The sequence below is a fragment of the Arthrobacter sp. MYb214 genome, assembly GCF_002979865.1.
GTDB lineage: Bacteria > Actinomycetota > Actinomycetes > Actinomycetales > Micrococcaceae > Glutamicibacter.
In genome coordinates this window covers 146,852-163,588 of sequence record NZ_PCPZ01000005.1, presented here as the reverse complement: position 1 = coordinate 163,588, position 16,737 = coordinate 146,852, and the positions used below count along the sequence as shown (strand labels likewise).

Here is a 16,737-nt window from a genome sequence, read left to right as displayed (position 1 = left end):
CGGGTTCAAGACGATTACAGCCCCACCCATTCGGAGCTGCCGGACGTGAAGTGCTGCTTCTTCCAGATCGGGACCTCGGCCTTGATGCGCTCCACCAGGTTCTCAATTGCGTCGAAGGCTTCCTTGCGGTGCGCAGCCGCCGAGGCAGCCACCAGCGCGGCATCGCCAATCTTTAGCGGACCCACGCGGTGCACAGCCGAGAGCTTCAGGCCGGTGCGTTCTTCTTCGGCAATAATCTTCTCCAAGAATTCTTGAGCCTGCGGGTGATGCGAGTAGTCCAGGGAATTCACCGACTGGCCACCATCGTGATTGCGGATGATCCCGTGGAACATCACCAGCGCACCGGCGGTATCAGACTGCACGGCATCGCGGACGGCAGCCTCGTCGATAGGTTCTTCGGTAATCAGCGCGTAGCTCATGATCGGGTTCCTTCGGTATGTGCGGGTTCGGTCAGTAGCTGCGGGGCCACGGCGGCCAGAGCGGGAAGCCCGCCTTCAAGATAGTTTGTTTTGATGCCTCGTCCTGCGAGCAAGGATGCTGCGCGTTGCGAGCGCGGGCCACGGACGCAGTAAACCGTCACCTGTGCCGGGATCTGTTCCAGTTCGGCCCCGGATTCGATGGCTGCTTCCAGCTGGGGCAGCGGAAGGTGCAGGGACCCGGTGATGTGCTGTTGCGCGCGTTCGTCATCATTGCGCACGTCCAATAAAACCGGAGCTGCATCACCAGTTAGTGCTTCGGCGAGCGCCTCGGCGCCGATGCCTTCAGCTTCGGGCAGCGTTCCCGAGCAAAAAAGCACATAATCGATCAGCTCGGTGACTTCGCCTGCTTGGGGATCACGGGAGAATTCGAGGGTGCGGGTGCTAGCCGCCAACGCATCGTAGATCAGCACCTTGCCCACCAGCGGGGCACCGATTCCGGCGATCAGCTTCAAGGCTTCGGTAGCCAGCAGCGAACCGACGGTTCCGCACAATCCAGGCAATACTCCCCCGGCCGCGCAATCCGGCACGGTGCCCGGGGCCGGCGGAACCGGGAACAGGTCGCGGTAACCAGGACCATGCTCATGCCAGGCCACGGAAACTTGTCCATGATGCTGCAGGATCGATCCCCAGATCAGGGGAATGCCGGTGAGCTGCGCGGCGTCATTGGACAGGTACCGGGTCGGGAAGTTGTCGCTGCCATCGATGACGAGGTCATAATTCGCAAAGATCTCTAGTGCGTTGGAAGAATCCAGGCGCAGGTTGTGCTCGATGATCTTCACATTGGGGTCCAGCGCCGTGGCGGCCTGCGCCAGGGAAGCGGTCTTGGCCAAGCCGATATTAGCGGTGGTGTGCGTGACCTGGCGGTGCAGGTTGGATAGCTCCACCACGTCATCATCCACGATGCCGATGGAGCCTACTCCCGCTCCGACCAGATACGGGACGCTGGCGCTGCCTAGTCCGCCCGCGCCGATAACCAGTACCCGGGCGGCAGCCAGCCTGCGCTGCGCAGTGTCATCAAATCCGGGCAACGAGAGTTGGCGTGCAGCGCGAGCAGCCTGTTCGCCGCTCAGTGGCGGCCCGGGGGCCACAAGCGCGGGAAAGTCGCGTTCGCTTTTCATCGTGCTCCTTATCGCCTAGGCGCGATAGCATGAAGTCATGTCGAAGATTACGATACGCTACTTCGCTGCCGCGGCGGCAGCAGCGGGCTGCGAGCAGGAGAGCTGGGAACGCCCCGATACACTCGCCAGGCTGCGTAGCGAACTGATCGATTCCTACGGACCTGAAATGGCCCAGGTTTTGCGCGCCGGAAGTTTCCTGATCAACGGCGTGGTGCGCCGCGATGCCGGCGAGCTGGGCACTGCCGACGATCTGACCGTGGATGTCCTGCCGCCGTTCGCAGGCGGATAGTCCATGTCCTGCACTCTGGAAAGCCATCGCGCGGAACTTGAAGAGCTGCTGTCCCCGGTCTTCGCCTGCCTGGACAATGAAGTGCTGCCCATCGATAGCCCTGAGGCCAGCGATCGAATCCTCAGCGAGGACCAGTACGCCCTTTTGCCCATCCCTGCGTTCACCAATTCGCAGATGGATGGCTACGCTGCGCGCAGCGCGGATCTGGCAGCAGCCTCGCTCCGCTCCCCCATCTCTTTGCCATTGGGTTTCACGGCTGCTGCCGGCGATCGGCAAATATCCCTGGCTGAAGGCACGGTCAGTCCGGTGATGACCGGTGCGATGATCCCGCTGGGTGCTGACACCGTCATCCCCATCGAGGAAAGCGGCTCTGGCGCTTTCCCGGAATTGGTTCGTGCCGGCTTTGGCACCCCCAGCGGCCACGCGGAATTCTCGGCCCCCAGCGCCGCGGGCCGCTTCATCCGCCCCGCCGGCGGTGATCTCGAAACCGGCGCCTTGGTGGCCAAGGCCGGAACCCGGCTGACCCCGACCATGATTGCTGCACTGGTTTCCAGCGGGCTGCGTGAAGTACCGGTGCGCCGGGCCTTGAAGGTGGCCGTGTGCACTACCGGCGATGAGCTCAGCGATGGACAGCGTTCCCAGGGCCAGATCCCGGACTCGAATTCCCCTATGCTCGCAGCCTGGCTGCGCCGCTATCAGGTGCAGGTGCGCACCTTGCAGCTGCCCGATGATCCGCAGCGCTTCGCCCTGGCCATCGATGTCTTGCAGGAACAGGTTGACCTGATCGTAACCGTGGGCGGTATCAGCGCCGGAGCTTACGAGGTGGTCCGCCAAGCGCTGTCGCCGCTAGGCGGGGTTTTCCACCATGTGGCCATCCAGCCCGGCGGTCCGCAAGGCTTCGCCCGACTGGCCAAGGCAGCGGTGCTGTGCTTCCCGGGCAACCCGGTCAGTGCCCTGCTGTCGGCAGAACTGTTCCTGGCCCCGCTGCTGCGACAGCTCAATGCCCTGCCAGAGCCCTTGCCCAGGCACTACCCGCTGGCAGCCGATGCCAGTTCCCCCGAGCACAAGCACCAGGTGCGCCGCGCGCTGATCCGCGATGGCCAGGTCGCCATCCTGGATCCGGGATCCCACCTGGTCCACGATCTGGCCCGCGCCGATGCGCTGGTGCATATCCCGGTAGGCGTCAGCCAGTTGGCTGCCGGCCAAAGCATCGAAATTTGGAGCATGAATGTCTGAGAGACTCACCCACCTGCGCGAAGACGGCAGCGCCCATATGGTCGATGTCAGCGACAAGGCCGTCACCAAGCGCGTGGCCACCGCAGAAGCCATCTTCGCCACCCGCCCGGATGTTGTCCCGATGCTGATGACCGGGCAGTTGCCCAAGGGCGAGGCGTTGGGCACCGCAAGGGTCGCTGGCATCATGGCGGCCAAGCGCACCTGGGAACTGATTCCGCTGTGCCACCCGCTGCCGATTTCCAAGGTGTCCATTGATTTCACCGCCGAGGAATCCGCGGTGCGCGTCACCGCCCAGGTGACCACCAAGGGCGTCACCGGGGTGGAGATGGAAGCGTTGACCGCGGCCAGCGTTGCGGCCCTGACCCTCTACGACATGGTCAAGGCCGTGGACAAGCACGCCGAGGTCCGCTCGGTGAAGGTTTTGGCGAAGTCCGGCGGCAAGAGCGGTGACTGGGTTCGTGGAGACTAGCCGCATGGCGGCCGTGGTGGTTGCGTCGACCAGTGCCGCAGCAGGCACCGCCGAAGACAAGACCGGTCCGCTGATCACCCGGTGGCTGTCCGAGCGCGGCTTCGAGACCGGCGAGCCGACGGTGGTGGCCGACGGGCAGCCGGTGCGTTTTGCCGTGGATGACCTGCTGGCCAACGACGCGCAGGTCGTGATCGTGACCGGCGGGACCGGGGTCTCACCCGATGACCAGTCCCCCGAAATGGTTGCCCCGCTGCTGGATGTCCAGCTGCCCGGAATCATCGAGGCCATCCGCCGGCGCGGAGAAGCGACCACCGCGCTGTCCATCATTACCCGCGGGGTCGCAGGATTCTCCGGCAACAGCTTCGTCATCACGTTGCCCGGGTCCACCGGCGGAGTGAAAGACGGGCTGGTCGTCCTGGATCCGATCCTGGAGCACCTGCTGGTCCAGCGCAGCGGCGGCACCGGGCACGGACCGCGGTAAGTTTTCCAGCACCATCATTGATCAGAAAGGCCACCAGGTTGAGCATCGAACCCGGAATTTACCAGCACTTCAAGGGCCAGCGCTACGAGGTGCTGGCCGTGGGGAAACACAGCGAAACCGAAGAGCCACTGGTCTTCTACCGCAAGCTCTACGATGACTACAGCTTCTGGGCTCGGCCACTGGAGATGTTTGCGGAGCACGTTGAACGCGATGGCTACAACGGCCCGCGTTTCGCCAGGATCGCCTAGGGCAAGTTGCAGATTTCCCTGCACCTACTGCGAGTCGGCAACGTTATAGCGTTCCAAGGCTTTGGCAAAGGCCGAGATCTGCTCTTCGCTCCAGCCCTCCAGACGATCGGTTACCGCAGCGCGGTGCACGGCGGCGGAAGCCTGAAGCCGCTCGCGGCCCACGCCAGTCAGTTCCACTACGCGGCCGCGCCCGGATTCCGCATCATCATAGGCGATATATCCCAAGTCCAGCAGCGTGCCTACCTGCCGGGAGACTGTCGAGCGGTTCAGCGAGAACGCCTCGGCAATGTCGGTGGCCCGGGTTCCGGGCGTATCGGCAATGAAGCGCAGCAGGGAATGCTCCACGAGTGTCAGCGGCTCGGCCAACTGGCGTGAGCGCGTATTGGCACGTCGGGTAATCATTTGCATGTGGTGGAAGATCGATTGGATATCGGCTTCCCGCTGTTCCTTGCCCATGTTCCGAGTCTAGTACGCAGGGCTTTGCCGGGCACTCAATGTTGCATCATGCAACATTAAGCGTATTCTTTAATGCTGATGACTCTCACCGACAACGCCCCGCGCCAATCCCCCGCTTCCAAGCATGCCGATAATCCGGCCAAGAAGAAGTCCCTCGCAGCCAAGCCGGCACCACTGGGCTGGGGAAAGCTCGTGTTGACCATGCTGATCCCGTTCTTCCTGTGCGCCATCATGGGCTTGTTCTATCTGGGGGCCTTCCACGCGCCCAGTCCGCACAACGTGCAGGTGGCGGTGGTGGGCGATTCCGCGCAATCCAAGGTTTTCGCCCAGACCCTGCAGGATGGGTCCGACGGTGCATTGAATGTGCACACCGTCGCCGATGCGGACCAGGCCCGGAAACTGGTAGAGCAGCGCGAGCTCGTGGCCGCCTACGAAACCAGCGGCGGCACGGCAACGCTCTACAGCTCTAGCGCCGCGTCGGAAACCTCGGCGAATATCGCCCAGAAAGTCTTCTTGGAGGTGGCCTACGAACAAGGCCAGCCATTGCGCATCGAAGATGTCGTGCCCACCGGCGAGCAGGACACCACCGGGCAGGGGCTGTTCTTCCTGCTGGTCGCCTTGAGCATTGGCGGCTACGCCAGCGCCGTGCCGCTGGCCGGGTTCATGGGCAAGGTCAAGCTGCCCGTGCGCTTCGCCATGGCGGCGGTTGCCGCAGCGGTGGTTGCCACAATCACGGTGCTGATCGCGGGCCCGGTCTACCGGATCATCGAGGATCATTACGCGGGCATCTGGCTGATTTCCTGGGTTTACGCCGCCGGCATCACCCTGCTGGGCCTGGGCCTGCATCCACTGCTGCGCCACTGGACCACCCCGACGCTGACCTTGTGCTTCGTCGCACTGAATTTCACCAGTTCCGGCGGGATCTTCCAGCCGCAAATGCAGCCGGGATTCTACGGTGCACTCAATACCTTCTGGAATGGCGCCGGGTGGCTGCACGCAGTGCAGACCCTCGCCTACTTCCCCGGGCAGTCCATCGGCATGGATCTCCTGCGGCTAATCCTCTGGCTGATCCCCGGCATCCTGCTGGTCATCCTGACCCACGCGTGGAGCGTGCGCAAAACCCGCGTGGCCGATGAAAATGCCAGGATCCGGGACGTCGAGGAAACCGTCGCCGCGTAGCGGCACGCGCCGCGGGGATTGCTCCCTGCCAGATGCCGCTCCTAGCTGCGCAAGAGCCAGGAGCGCGCGGAGCCCAAGGCTCGGCGCAGTCCGCTCACCGCGTCATCCATGACCGCGGTTCCCACATCTTGGAAGGACCCCATGCCGCCGCGGTAGAGTTCCAAGGCCTTCCGGGAAGCCTCTCGCAGTTGCTCTCGGCTTTCGATATCCTCGAAGAGGCCATCAAGCCAGCGAGCCGCATGGGCGCGTTGCGCGTCATGGTCCTGGGCCGCTGCGAGGTGCAGCTTCTCGATAGCCGCGCGGATTCTGCCCAGTGCTTGCTCAACATTGTCCATGGCACAAGGTTATCCCGGCCGGCGGGCCCTGCTGCCCGCCAGCCGCGCTTCAGGACTTGCCCAGCGGTATCAGGTCAAGTTGCGCGGTGATATGGCTGCGGACGTCGTTCAGTTCATCCATGTTGATCCCGTGGGCCAACCCCGAGTAGGTGCGGGCGGTCAGGGTCGAATGCTCGGGCAGGAACTTGGTGGTGCGTTCAATGGCGACCGGGGCAATGACCCGGTCTTCGGTGCCACGGCCCCAGAACACTGCTGGACGCTGCGCGGCGATGATTTCATCGGCTGACTGGGTGCCGCCTAAGACGAATCCGCCCAGGATCGTGGTGGCCAGCACCCGCTCGGGCCGGGTGCGCAGCAGCTGGCTGGCCATCAGCCCGCCCTGGGAGAAACCGACTGGAATGATCTTGGTGGCGGTGTCTACATTTGCATCGATCCAGGCCCAGATCGCCGCGGTGGCCGCTTGCACCGGCGCCGCGTCGGGGACGCCCGGAGTGGTGATCTGGAACCAGGCGGCCCCGCCGTGGCCCAATTCCAGCGGAGCGCGCAGCGAAGCCCAAGGCAGATCCAATCCCAGCGGTTCGGCGAGCGAGCCCAGGTCGTGTTCATTGGAGCCGAAGCCATGCAGGAAGACCAACACGGCACCGGATTACGGGGTGCTGCTCCAATTGGCGGAACGCAAATCGCTCAACAGGTTGCTCATAGCAGGCCAACTCCTCATAAGTTGTTTGCGGGCGGTTCCCGATGGTGGAATCACAGCCTTCCGGCGGCGTTCCCAACAAGGTTCAATAAGCCAAGCATACCGTAATTGATTGAAGATACAAGTAAATTCCATTACCGCGATCCGTCACAGTACCCCGGGCGCCACCCGCTCAGAAAATCTGAAGCGAAGAGCACCCAAGTCCCGCTCGCCCTTCTGCCGGCCACCATATGCGAGCCTCAAAAACCAGCTAGTCACCTCGGATAACTCCGGCCTAAAGCAGGCTTCAAGCTAGTGCGAAGGCTTGCGGGCATTCCATGAAAAATTCGCGCAATCTGGAGGGAACGCATCCTACTTCACGCAAAACCTTGTCGCCAGAAAACCCTAGACAGAAACCAAAATTACTGTGATCATTTCGTGTTACTACCGGCCAGTAGCAAGTGTCTCCCATCTTTTACTCGAAGGACCACCATGATCCTGTAGTCCACCGCTGGGTGCTCAACGCCCTGAACACGGATGGTCCGGCCGATCCAGGCTACCGCCCTTCCTGCTACCTGTAAGCGGGAATCGGCGCATCCTGGCGTGCGTGCCGATGCCGGGATGCGCCTTGGCTCGCACCTAGGCAGAGCGCCTGCCAGCTATTAGATTGGTGGCCATGGACGTTCTTTCCAGCAGGGTGCTGCTGCGGCCAATTGACCTGGCCGCAACCCAGCAGTTCTATCGAGATGTGCTGCAACTAGCCGTGGCCCGGGAATTCGGTCCGGCACAGCAGCCGGGCTTGGTGTTCTTCCTGGGCAATGGCCTGCTGGAAGTCTCCGGGCACCGGCCGCCAGGGATGCCGTCCACGCTGGTGCTGTGGGTGCAGGTGCGCGACGTGCAGGCAGAGCTGGAACAGTTGGCGGCCTGCGGTGCGACGGTGCAGCGCGAGGCGCGCAAGGAGGACTGGGGCCTGATCGAAGCATGGATCCAGGATCCCGACGGCACCAGAATCGTGCTGGTGCAAGTACCCGAAGGGCACCCGATCCGCCGGGACGTGCGCGAGCCCTAGCAACTGGTGCTGGCCTGCGCGGCTCGCCGCGATCACCACGTGTGCTGGCATCGAATGGGATCCGACCACCGCCTGACCCCCGCGGGTACTAGCGGCTGGCGGCGAGGGCTTCGCGTACCTGCGCGGCAGCTTCGAGCAGCTGCGGCAAGACCACCTCGGCTGCCTGTTCGGCGCTCTGCGTAGTATCGGGACGCACGCTCATCGACACGTTCATCGCGGCGACCACGGTGCCATCGGCACTGAATACCGGCACCGCCACCGAGCGCAGGCCGATCTCCAATTCCTGGTCTACCACCGCATAGCCCTGGGTACGGATCCGCTGAAGTTCAACGCGTAGCGGATCCGGGCGATCGATCCCCAGCCCTGTCACCGAGTGCACGCCGGCGGCGATCACCGCCTCGCTGATTTCTTCGGGCTGGTAGGCCAGCAACACCCGGCCCATGGAGGTGTTGGCCGCCGGGAAGCGGGTGCCCACCGAAATGCCCACGCGCATGATCGAACGGGTATGCACCCGGGCGATGTAGACGATCTGCGATCCGTCCAGGATGGAAGCGGAGGCCGATTCATGCACAGCAGCCGAGAGTTCCTCAAGCACCGGTTCGATCAGCTGCGGCAAGGTGGCGCTGGACAGGTACGAGTACCCCAACTGCAGGACCTTGCTGGTCAGCTCGAAATGCTTGCCGTCGGTGCGCACATAGCCCAGCTCCACCAGGGTCAGCAGGAACCGCCGGGCGGTGGCCCGGGACAGGGCAGTGCGTACGGCGACCTCGGAGAGGGTCATTGACGCGTGATCTGCATCGAAGCTGCTGATGACCGCCAAGCCGCGGGCCAGGGACTGGACCGATGTGGTTGTTGCTGCCTGCTCGCTCACCGTGCTCCTTGCGCGCTGGAAATGATTGCGGGGTGCACTTCCGGGACTCGGATGCGCACCCCCACTAATCTACTGGGTCTTCTAGGCCTGGGTCAGTTCCACCGGGACCTTGGCGGCCAGCTCCTCGAAGCTGATGCCATGGGTGGAGCGCACGAAGACCTTGGCATCGCGCAGCTCGAAGACGGCCACTTCGGTGTAGATCCGCGAGACGCAGCCCAGCCCGGTGACCGGATAGCTCAGCGTTTCAACCAGCTTGGATTCCCCGTCCTTGGTGAACAAGCTCATCATCACCCAGGTCGCCTTGGCGCCGATAGCCAGGTCCATGGCGCCGCCCACGGCAGGGATGGCGCCTTCGGCACCGGTGTGCCAGTTGGCCAAATCGCCATCCTTGGAGATCTGGAAGGCGCCGAGTACGCACACATCCAGGTGTCCGCCGCGCATCATCGCGAAGGAATCCGCGTGGTGGAAGAAGGAGGCACCGGGCAGCTGCGTGACCGGGATCTTGCCCGCATTGATCAGATCCGGGTCGATGTCCTCGCCGGTGGCCACCGGGCCCATGCCCAGCATGCCGTTCTCGGTGTGCAGGGTGACACCCTGTTCCTTGGTGAGGTAGTTCGAGACGTTGGTCGGCTGGCCGATTCCCAGGTTCACGAATGCTCCGGCCGGGATGTCCGCGGCAACGAGCTGCGCCATTTCATCGCGGGTGAGCTTTGCTTCGGTGGTGGTCATTGCGCTCATTACTTCTGTCCTCCCAGTTCCACCACGGTATCCACGAAGATGCCCGGGGTGATGACGTTTTCCGGATCGATGGAACCGGCCTGGACGACCTCGTCCACCTGCACGATGGCCGACTTGGCCGCGGTGGCCATGATCGGGCCGAAGTTCCGCGCGGTCTTGCGGTACACCAGGTTGCCCAGCGTGTCGGCCTTCAGTGCCTTGATCAGCGCGAAATCGGCGTGGATCGGGGTTTCCAGCACATAGCCCTTGCCATCGATCACGCGGGTTTCCTTGCCCTCGGCCAGCAGCGTGCCGTAGCCGGTGGGGGTGAAGAACCCGCCGATGCCGGCGCCGGCGGCGCGGATGCGCTCGGCCAGGTTGCCCTGCGGAACCAGCTCCAGCTCGATTTCCCCGGCCCGGTAGGCCTCATCGAAGTGCCAGGAGTCGGACTGGCGCGGGAAGGAGCAGATGATCTTCTTGACCCGGCGTTCCTTGATCAGCAGGGCCAGGCCGGCGTCGGCCTGCCCGGCGTTGTTGTTCACGACCGTCAGGTCCTTCGCGCCGCAGTCCAGGAGCGCGTCGATCAGTTCCATCGGCTGGCCGGCGTTGCCGAAGCCGCCGATCAGGACGGTGGCGCCGTCGGTGATCTCGGCGACGGCGTCCGCGGCCGAGGTGGCAATGCGTGGTGCCATGATGCTGCCTTTCTAGATTCAAGATGTCGTGGGACCGGAGGTTCAAATCCCCCCGTCGTCCAGCTGCTACTTGGTTGCGTTCACGTTCTCGACGACGACGGCCAGGCCCTGGCCGACGCCGATGCAGATCGCGGCAAGCCCGTAGCGCTCGCCGGATTCTGCCAGGCGGCGGGCGACGGTACCCAGGATGCGCAGGCCCGAGGCTCCCAGCGGGTGGCCGATGGAGATGGCCCCGCCCCAGGCATTGACGATGGCCGGGTCGATGTCCCAGGCCCGGATGCAGGCCAGCGACTGGGCCGCGAATGCCTCGTTCAGCTCGACCGCGGCGATATCCGACCACTTCAGGCCGGCCTTGGTCAGAGCCTTGTTGGCGGCTTCCACCGGGGCGAAGCCGAAGAACTGCGGATCCAGCGCGGCAGCGCCGTTGGAGACGATGCGGGCGATCGGATCGGCGCCCAGCAATTCGCCGCCGCGCTCGGAACCGATGAAGGCCGCCGAGGCGCCGTCGCTCATCGGCGAGGCGTTGCCAGCGGTCACCGTGGCATTCTCCCCGGTGCGGAACACGGTGCGCAGCTTGGCGAGGGTTTCTGCGGTGGAATCAGCACGGATGGTCTCATCGCGGGTGACTTGGGTGCCGCGCTTGTTCGCCGGCGGAACCGGTACTACCAAGTTGTCGTACTTTCCGGCCTCCCAGGCGGCCGCGGCCTGCTGGTGCGATGCCGCGGAGAATTCATCCTGGTCTTCGCGGGAGATGCCGTGCTTCTCGCGCAGCTGCTCGGTGGCCTCGCCCAGCGATACCGTCCATTCCCCCGGCATGGCCGGGTTGACCAGGCGCCAGCCCAGGGTGGTGTTGGCCAGTTCCAGATTGCTCATCGGGAAAGGACGCTCGGTCTTGGGAAGCACCCATGGAGCACGGCTCATCGATTCGACGCCGCCAACCAGGACCAGGTCCGCGTCGCCGGTGGCGATCTGGCGGGAAGCCGCGATCGAGGCATCCAGCGAGGAGCCGCACAGGCGGTTCATCGTGGTGCCCGGCAGCGAGGTCGGCAACCCGGCGAGCAGGGTGGCCATGCGGGCCACATTGCGGTTTTCCTCGCCGGCGCCGTTGGCGTTGCCGAAGATCGACTCGTCGATATCCGCGACATCCAGCTGCGGCGCCCGGGCGACCAGCTCGCGCACCACGTGGGCGGCCAGGTCATCGGGGCGGTGGCTGGACAGCGCGCCGCCAATCTTGCCGAAGGGGGTGCGGATTGCGTCGTATAGGTAGGCCTGCTGCATCGTCTCACTGCTCCATCGCTGCGGTATGTTCACATCGTGAACTTGTGTTCGTAGAATGAACTTTAGCAGTTGATGCCCGTAGCTTCAATAGATTTCCCTCGCGGTCCACCCGATTCCCCGCACACAAAAGGCCCCGGCTGCCGAAGCAGCCAGGGCACTTTCCAAGTCACATATTGCTATTGCGCGTTAATCGCGACATTTAGCGGCTGCCATCCTGAAGACTCGTCGAACGCCGGATCCTGCACAGCTAGCGAGCAAATGGATCCAATGAAGTTTCCATCCTCGTCATAAGCGATCTCATCCCAATTTTCTTCAAAATCCATGCAGGAAACCGGCTCAATTTCGCTGGTCGCCTTTCCATCTGCACCGAGGACTTGGCCAGCGGCTCGCTCTATTCCAAAGCTGGCAAACACAACCTTGGGCTCGCCCGGCGATGCTTGATACTTGTCCAGGGTGCTCATGGTTTCAATAACCCTGAATTCGCCTTCGTCAATGCTTCCGCCATTGGCATAGGCCTGGTCGGTCTGGGCGATTAGCTCCTGGCACAAGGTGCAGTCCGCTGCCGAGAAGCCCTTGAGTGCGGCGGTGTCACCGCTCGCCACCGCATAATTCAGCAGCTGTACCCAGTACTCCATGGCACCTTGCAGCCCTTCCTCGGTTTTCTCGCTGAGGACCGCCGGGCGCTGCGGAACTTCGGCATTTTGCTCCGGGGAGCTCGGCGTGGGCGACACGGTGCCAGCAGAAGGATCACCGGCTCCTCCCTGGGATGCACTGACGCAACCGCTGGCTGCCAGCGTCAATGCAGCCATCAAAGCTGCAAGCTTCACTTGATGATTCCGAACCATTGCCGCCGCCTTCTTGGAGTTTTTTCCGCGTTCGAAAACGACATTACATCAAGCATTTCGATAATACGACCACTATTCAAATAATGTTTTGGCTACGCTTTTCAATGTGAATCGCTGGAAAAATTCCATGTTAACTCTGGATGAACAAGGGAAATTCGACGCGATAGCGAACCCTGCTTGCACTAAAGCGCAGAGCCGCTCACCTGGATGCAGGAGAAGCGAAGCAGCCACTGCCCTAAAATAGTTCCATGGCCAATTCGCCCAGTGGGGACACTATGCTGGACCGCTTGGTTCGGATCCTGAATTCTTTTGATCTCAACAATCAGTCGCTCAGCGTCAGCAGCCTGGCCCGGCGTGCCGACATCCCCAAAGCAACCATGTACAGGTTACTCGATGAATTGGTATCCCATGACTTGCTGGCGCGAGACGGGTCTGGCCAGGTGCGGCTGGGTTTGCGCCTTTGGGAATTAGCCAATCGAAGCGCTGCCACCCAGGACCTTCGCACCGCGGCATTGCCGTTCATGGAGGACATCAACCAGCTGCTGGGGCAAAATACCCAGCTCTCGGTACTGCACCAGGACGAGGTGCTGATCATCGAGCGTCTCTCGCGGCCGGGCTCCGTTGTCAATCAGGCGAATGTCGCCGGACGCATGCCTGTGCACCGAACCTCGATGGGCATGGCACTTTTGGCCTTTTCACGGCCGGAAACCATTCACGGGTTCCTGGAACGCCACCACGAACTGATGACCGCCACCCATCCTGAACTCCGCGCAGAAATGGCGGAAATCCGACGCAACGGATTCGCCTCGTTCGACGGATTCATCGACCCGGAAACCACCGGTGCCGCCGCCCCGATCCTCGACGAGGCGGGCTATCAGGTTGCGGTTATCTCGGTGGTTGTTCCCCGCGACTCTGGAACACTGCAGTCCGCAGCTCTGGCGCTACGCACCGCAGCCCGGGGCATTTCCCGTGCAATGCATTTGGGCGACAACCGCTAGGCGCAATCAGGATCCCGCTGTTCGATACACGCGCTACATCCACTGGCAATGCAAGCAGTCAATAGCTTCCGAGACCATCGCACTTCTCTGAACTCCTTGTGGAGTTGATGCCACCAATGAATTGGTCTGCGTTTCTTCCGACAACGGGCGGAAAACAAGTGGTTGGTTGCTCTCCGATCTCGGTTTCGAGCGAGATAACGAGGTAGCTCCAGATCAAGTAACGTGTTGAGATCTTCCGGGATGAAAATGTCGTAGCCAGGGCCATTCTGGTTTCCACCATCCAACGGCACGGACTACTTCAGTTCCCGACTCATCCGCGGGTGCACTATCCGAAAAGCACTCAGCCCAGGCGCATTTCGTGCATCATCACCGCCAGGCAGACCTGGCCGGCCGCTCTTGCCGCCAAGCAACCGGACACTGCCTTGCCCAAACAGGCAGGTTTCATCCCCGAGCTCTTCCTGAGGCGCGGCTCGTCCCCAGAGTCCAAGAGCGGATCTGTTCATGATGAAGCGCCAAGCCGGCTTCGTCTCGATGGCAAGCCCGCCAGTGTTGTCCACGTGCGACCGAGAATTTCGCTTGAACCCGGACGCCGCACACCATCCACGTGCCGGCCATGATTGGATGGGATCCATCGTGGTCCTTCTAATTCGTTTGCCTTCTGGAACCAGGACCTCCCAAGTCACTGCCTGCAGCGCCATTCCTTGGCCAGTACCCGCCCAGATCCGAGGTGGCCACTGCGAATCAAAGACTGACCGCTCCCCGACTAAACGCGCCATTAAAACGCTGAAGGGGCGAAGCCCGTTGGCGCCGCCCCTCCGCTGAGAAATGTCCTAGCTGGCGGAATTCGTGCTTGCCGAATCCGAAGTTTCCTTCTCCGGGGAGTGAGGCGACGCGCCGCCGCGCAGCATCATTAACGCAACTGCCGCGCACAGCACCACAATGCCTACGCCCAGGTACAACTGGGCGGCGGTCCACGAGGCGTCAAGCAGGCTGCCGGCAGCCAGTGGAGCCAGGATCGCGCCGAAACGGCCGATGCCAATAGCCCAGCCAACGCCGGTTCCACGTGACTGCGGTGCATAGGAGGACGGCGTCAACGTGTAGAGGCCGGCTACGCAACCGTTAATGAGCATGCCAACCAGAACACCCAGGACGAAGGCCAGTGCAAGGATGCCTGCCGCCGAGATGAACACCACCATGAGCACTGAGGAAAGTACAGTGAACGCAATGAGCACCTTGCGAACGGCCCACTTGGTGGTCAAAGCGCCGAAGAGCAGGGAACCGAAGGTGCCACCGAGGGTCAGCATCAGGCCGCCGACCACACCTTGGCTTTCGGTCATGCCCGCGGTTACCAGCAGCTTCGGGGTCCAGCTGTTCACGAAGTAGAAGCCGAACATCACCGCGAAGAAGGCCACCCAGATCACCGCGGTCACCCGGCGTGTATCCGGCGAGAAGAGCGCAAGGACTGCGTTGCGGCTTCGGCCAGATGTGGAGCTGCCCTGTTCTGGCAGGGCCACGTTCTCGGCACCCAGGTGCATTTTGCGTGCCAGCTTGCTCAGCTTCTCGGCGGTTCGCGCAGTACGCCGGGTCAGCAGGAAGTCAACGGATTCGGGGACGACGGCCAGCAAAGCCAGGAAGGCGACCATCGTCAGCACTCCTCCGAAAATGAAGACCGAGCGCCAACCGTAATGGGCCTGCAGCGAGACCGCCGCCATGCCGCCCAAGGTGGCGCCGACTCCGTAGCCGGCGGTGTAGATGCTGACCGCCATGCCTCGCCAGCGTCCATTGGAGTATTCGCTGGTGATCACGTTGGTGCACGCCAGAATGCCGCCGACTCCCAGGCCGGTGACGATACGCCAGATGGCAAGGCTCGCCATGGAATCCGCGGTGGCTGAGAGGAACATGCCCAGCGATGCCAGCGCGGTGGTTCCCAAGAGCATCGGACGGCGTCCGAACAGGTCGGCGAATGGAGCCAGGAACAATGAGCCGGCAGCCATGCCAAAGAGGCCTGAGCTGAGCAGTACGCCCAGCTGGGCGCCGTTCAACGAGAATTCTTCGGAAACCTGATTTGAGGTAAAGGCCATGGCCAACACATCAAAACCGTCGAGGGCGTTCAAGAAGGTGCAGACTGCGACGACGAGCCATTGAAAGGCCGACATCGGTGAATTTTCAATTCTCTGTTTGATGTCCATGGGGAACTATCTCCAGTTTTAGGGTGCACCAAGCCGCCCGCGAAACCGTTTCGGTCCGCCGGCGAGGGTGCCAAGATGGGAAATTTGCTAGTTCGGTTCGATGGTGACCACGGCGGGTCCGCCGGTGCGGGCGGCATCGGCCTTGGCACCGGTCTGCGAGGTAATGGCTCGCGAAACGCAGCAGTTCATCTTGCTCGACTGGCGTTTCTGCCGTTCGGAGTAGAACACGTCGCGGTGGTCAATCCGTCCGGTGATTTCGGTAATGCGCACCTCGCACAAACCGCATTCGCCCTTGCGGCAGTCGGACATCATGTCCGCACCGGCGTCCTCCAAGGCTTCGAGCATGGAGCGCCCCTGGGGAACGGTCACTTCCAGGTTCAGCTTGGGAACCCGGACAGTGAATTCCTCCGGGTCGTACCAGCCCGAGTTGCCAAAGGTTTCATAGCGCAGCGCCGATGGATCCAGCTCGAGTTCTGCCCAGCCACGTCGAACTGCATCCATCAGCCGGATCGGCCCGCACATGTACAGTTCGGTTTCCTCGCCGGCACGTTCCAGCAGCTCGTTGACCGACAGGGACGTGCCTTCATCGTCCACGTGCACTTCCAGCCGAGAACCGTGTTCCGCCTCCAGCTGTGCCAAGTAGGCCATGGCCGAACGCTTGCGGCCGGCAAACACCAGTGTGTAGTCGGCATTCAAACGCTTGAGCACTGAAGCCATATTCGCCATGGCGGTAATGCCGACACCGCCAGCCAAGAGGATGTAGTGCTTGGCACCCACGCGCAGCGGGAAGTTCTGCAATGGCTGGGTGATCTGCAAACGGTCTCCCACTGCCAGCTCGTGCATATAGGTCGATCCTCCACGGGAGAGCGGAGCCTTGAGCACGCTGATCACCAGCGTTGTTCCGTCAGCGCTCGACTCGACCACAGAGTAGGAGCGCTTGGCATCCTCTGCGTTGATTTGCACCTTCAAATCTATGTGCGAGCCAGGCTCGGCTCGCTTTGGCAGCTGCGGGGCAAGCTCGATGCGCTTGATCCCATCGGCCACGTCTGCGATGCCGGTGACTTCTGCTTCCTGCCAGACTTCAATATTTGTCGCTGCCATTGCGTTGGCAC

At 62.6% G+C, this 16,737-nt stretch carries 20 protein-coding genes; 8 read left to right on the top strand and 12 right to left on the bottom strand.

Going from position 1 to position 16,737, the window contains the following annotated elements:
- Positions 1-14 precede the first annotated feature (14 nt).
- Entirely contained in the window at positions 15-419 is a 405-nt protein-coding gene (locus tag CQ012_RS13580; protein WP_105658551.1) for a molybdenum cofactor biosynthesis protein MoaE, read from the bottom strand.
- The gene (locus CQ012_RS13575; RefSeq protein ID WP_105662464.1) at positions 416-1,597 is read right to left on the bottom strand and encodes a ThiF family adenylyltransferase; all 1,182 of its coding nucleotides are present in this window, start codon (positions 1,595-1,597) and stop codon (positions 416-418) included. Before CQ012_RS13575 ends, CQ012_RS13580 begins: the two co-directional genes overlap by 4 nt.
- A gap of 37 nt (positions 1,598-1,634) precedes the next feature.
- Between CQ012_RS13575 and CQ012_RS13570 the strand changes: the two genes are divergently transcribed.
- From CQ012_RS13570 to CQ012_RS13550, 5 genes are read left to right on the top strand one after another with little or no spacing between them, the layout of a single operon-like run.
- A complete protein-coding gene (locus tag CQ012_RS13570) occupies positions 1,635-1,886 on the top strand; it encodes a MoaD/ThiS family protein (protein WP_105658553.1) in 252 nt (83 codons plus the stop codon).
- Between the two features lie 3 nt (positions 1,887-1,889).
- Positions 1,890-3,122, top strand: coding sequence for a molybdopterin molybdotransferase MoeA (locus tag CQ012_RS13565; RefSeq protein ID WP_105662463.1), 1,233 nt, complete (start codon positions 1,890-1,892; stop codon positions 3,120-3,122).
- Positions 3,115-3,591, top strand: a complete 477-nt coding sequence (moaC, locus tag CQ012_RS13560) for a cyclic pyranopterin monophosphate synthase MoaC (protein WP_105658555.1) — start codon at positions 3,115-3,117, stop codon at positions 3,589-3,591. Before CQ012_RS13565 ends, moaC begins: the two co-directional genes overlap by 8 nt.
- A complete protein-coding gene (locus tag CQ012_RS13555) occupies positions 3,581-4,072 on the top strand; it encodes a MogA/MoaB family molybdenum cofactor biosynthesis protein (RefSeq protein ID WP_105662462.1) in 492 nt (163 codons plus the stop codon). Before moaC ends, CQ012_RS13555 begins: the two co-directional genes overlap by 11 nt.
- Positions 4,073-4,110: 38 nt before the next feature.
- Complete coding sequence (locus CQ012_RS13550) at positions 4,111-4,320, top strand: DUF1653 domain-containing protein (RefSeq protein WP_013347838.1); 210 nt, start codon at positions 4,111-4,113, stop codon at positions 4,318-4,320.
- Between the two features lie 24 nt (positions 4,321-4,344).
- Here the strand turns inward: CQ012_RS13550 and CQ012_RS13545 are convergent, their stop codons facing one another.
- Positions 4,345-4,776: a MarR family winged helix-turn-helix transcriptional regulator gene (locus CQ012_RS13545; protein WP_105662461.1), complete on the bottom strand. Its 432-nt coding sequence runs from the start codon at positions 4,774-4,776 to the stop codon at positions 4,345-4,347.
- A gap of 78 nt (positions 4,777-4,854) precedes the next feature.
- On the opposite strand from CQ012_RS13545, the gene CQ012_RS13540 reads away from it, so the two are divergent.
- Complete coding sequence (locus CQ012_RS13540; RefSeq protein WP_146112966.1) at positions 4,855-5,955, top strand: hypothetical protein; 1,101 nt, start codon at positions 4,855-4,857, stop codon at positions 5,953-5,955.
- A gap of 41 nt (positions 5,956-5,996) precedes the next feature.
- Here CQ012_RS13540 and CQ012_RS13535 read toward each other — a convergent pair whose 3' ends face one another.
- Together CQ012_RS13535 and CQ012_RS13530 are read right to left on the bottom strand one after the other, a co-directional pair.
- Positions 5,997-6,290, bottom strand: coding sequence for a DUF6966 domain-containing protein (locus CQ012_RS13535; protein ID WP_105658559.1), 294 nt, complete (start codon positions 6,288-6,290; stop codon positions 5,997-5,999).
- Between the two features lie 49 nt (positions 6,291-6,339).
- Complete coding sequence (locus CQ012_RS13530; protein WP_105662459.1) at positions 6,340-6,927, bottom strand: alpha/beta hydrolase; 588 nt, start codon at positions 6,925-6,927, stop codon at positions 6,340-6,342.
- A gap of 715 nt (positions 6,928-7,642) precedes the next feature.
- Here CQ012_RS13530 and CQ012_RS13525 point away from each other — a divergent pair.
- Positions 7,643-8,035 (top strand): VOC family protein, encoded by a 393-nt coding sequence (locus CQ012_RS13525; protein WP_105662458.1) that lies wholly within the window; start codon positions 7,643-7,645, stop codon positions 8,033-8,035.
- Positions 8,036-8,123: 88 nt separating this feature from the next.
- On the opposite strand, the gene CQ012_RS13520 is transcribed toward CQ012_RS13525, so the two are convergent.
- The 5 genes from CQ012_RS13520 to CQ012_RS13500 form a co-directional block, all read right to left on the bottom strand.
- Entirely contained in the window at positions 8,124-8,906 is a 783-nt protein-coding gene (locus CQ012_RS13520; RefSeq protein ID WP_105662457.1) for an IclR family transcriptional regulator domain-containing protein, read from the bottom strand.
- 81 nt (positions 8,907-8,987) lie between these two features.
- Positions 8,988-9,644: a 3-oxoacid CoA-transferase subunit B gene (locus tag CQ012_RS13515; RefSeq protein ID WP_105662456.1), complete on the bottom strand. Its 657-nt coding sequence runs from the start codon at positions 9,642-9,644 to the stop codon at positions 8,988-8,990.
- A complete protein-coding gene (locus CQ012_RS13510) occupies positions 9,644-10,315 on the bottom strand; it encodes a 3-oxoacid CoA-transferase subunit A (protein ID WP_105662455.1) in 672 nt (223 codons plus the stop codon). The genes CQ012_RS13515 and CQ012_RS13510 overlap by 1 nt, the downstream gene beginning before the upstream one ends.
- Positions 10,316-10,381: 66 nt before the next feature.
- The gene (locus CQ012_RS13505; protein WP_105662454.1) at positions 10,382-11,593 is read right to left on the bottom strand and encodes a thiolase family protein; all 1,212 of its coding nucleotides are present in this window, start codon (positions 11,591-11,593) and stop codon (positions 10,382-10,384) included.
- A gap of 176 nt (positions 11,594-11,769) precedes the next feature.
- Positions 11,770-12,420, bottom strand: a complete 651-nt coding sequence (locus CQ012_RS13500) for a DUF6318 family protein (protein WP_105662453.1) — start codon at positions 12,418-12,420, stop codon at positions 11,770-11,772.
- A 266-nt stretch (positions 12,421-12,686) separates the two neighbouring features.
- Here CQ012_RS13500 and CQ012_RS13495 point away from each other — a divergent pair, with 266 nt between their 5' ends.
- Positions 12,687-13,436, top strand: coding sequence for an IclR family transcriptional regulator (locus tag CQ012_RS13495; RefSeq protein WP_105662452.1), 750 nt, complete (start codon positions 12,687-12,689; stop codon positions 13,434-13,436).
- A gap of 830 nt (positions 13,437-14,266) precedes the next feature.
- On the opposite strand, the gene CQ012_RS13490 is transcribed toward CQ012_RS13495, so the two are convergent.
- A complete protein-coding gene (locus CQ012_RS13490) occupies positions 14,267-15,592 on the bottom strand; it encodes an MFS transporter (RefSeq protein WP_286134683.1) in 1,326 nt (441 codons plus the stop codon).
- Between the two features lie 120 nt (positions 15,593-15,712).
- On the bottom strand, positions 15,713-16,726 hold the full coding sequence (locus tag CQ012_RS13485; protein WP_105662450.1) for a PDR/VanB family oxidoreductase: 1,014 nt from the start codon (positions 16,724-16,726) through the stop codon (positions 15,713-15,715).
- Between the last annotated feature and the right edge of the window lie 11 nt (positions 16,727-16,737).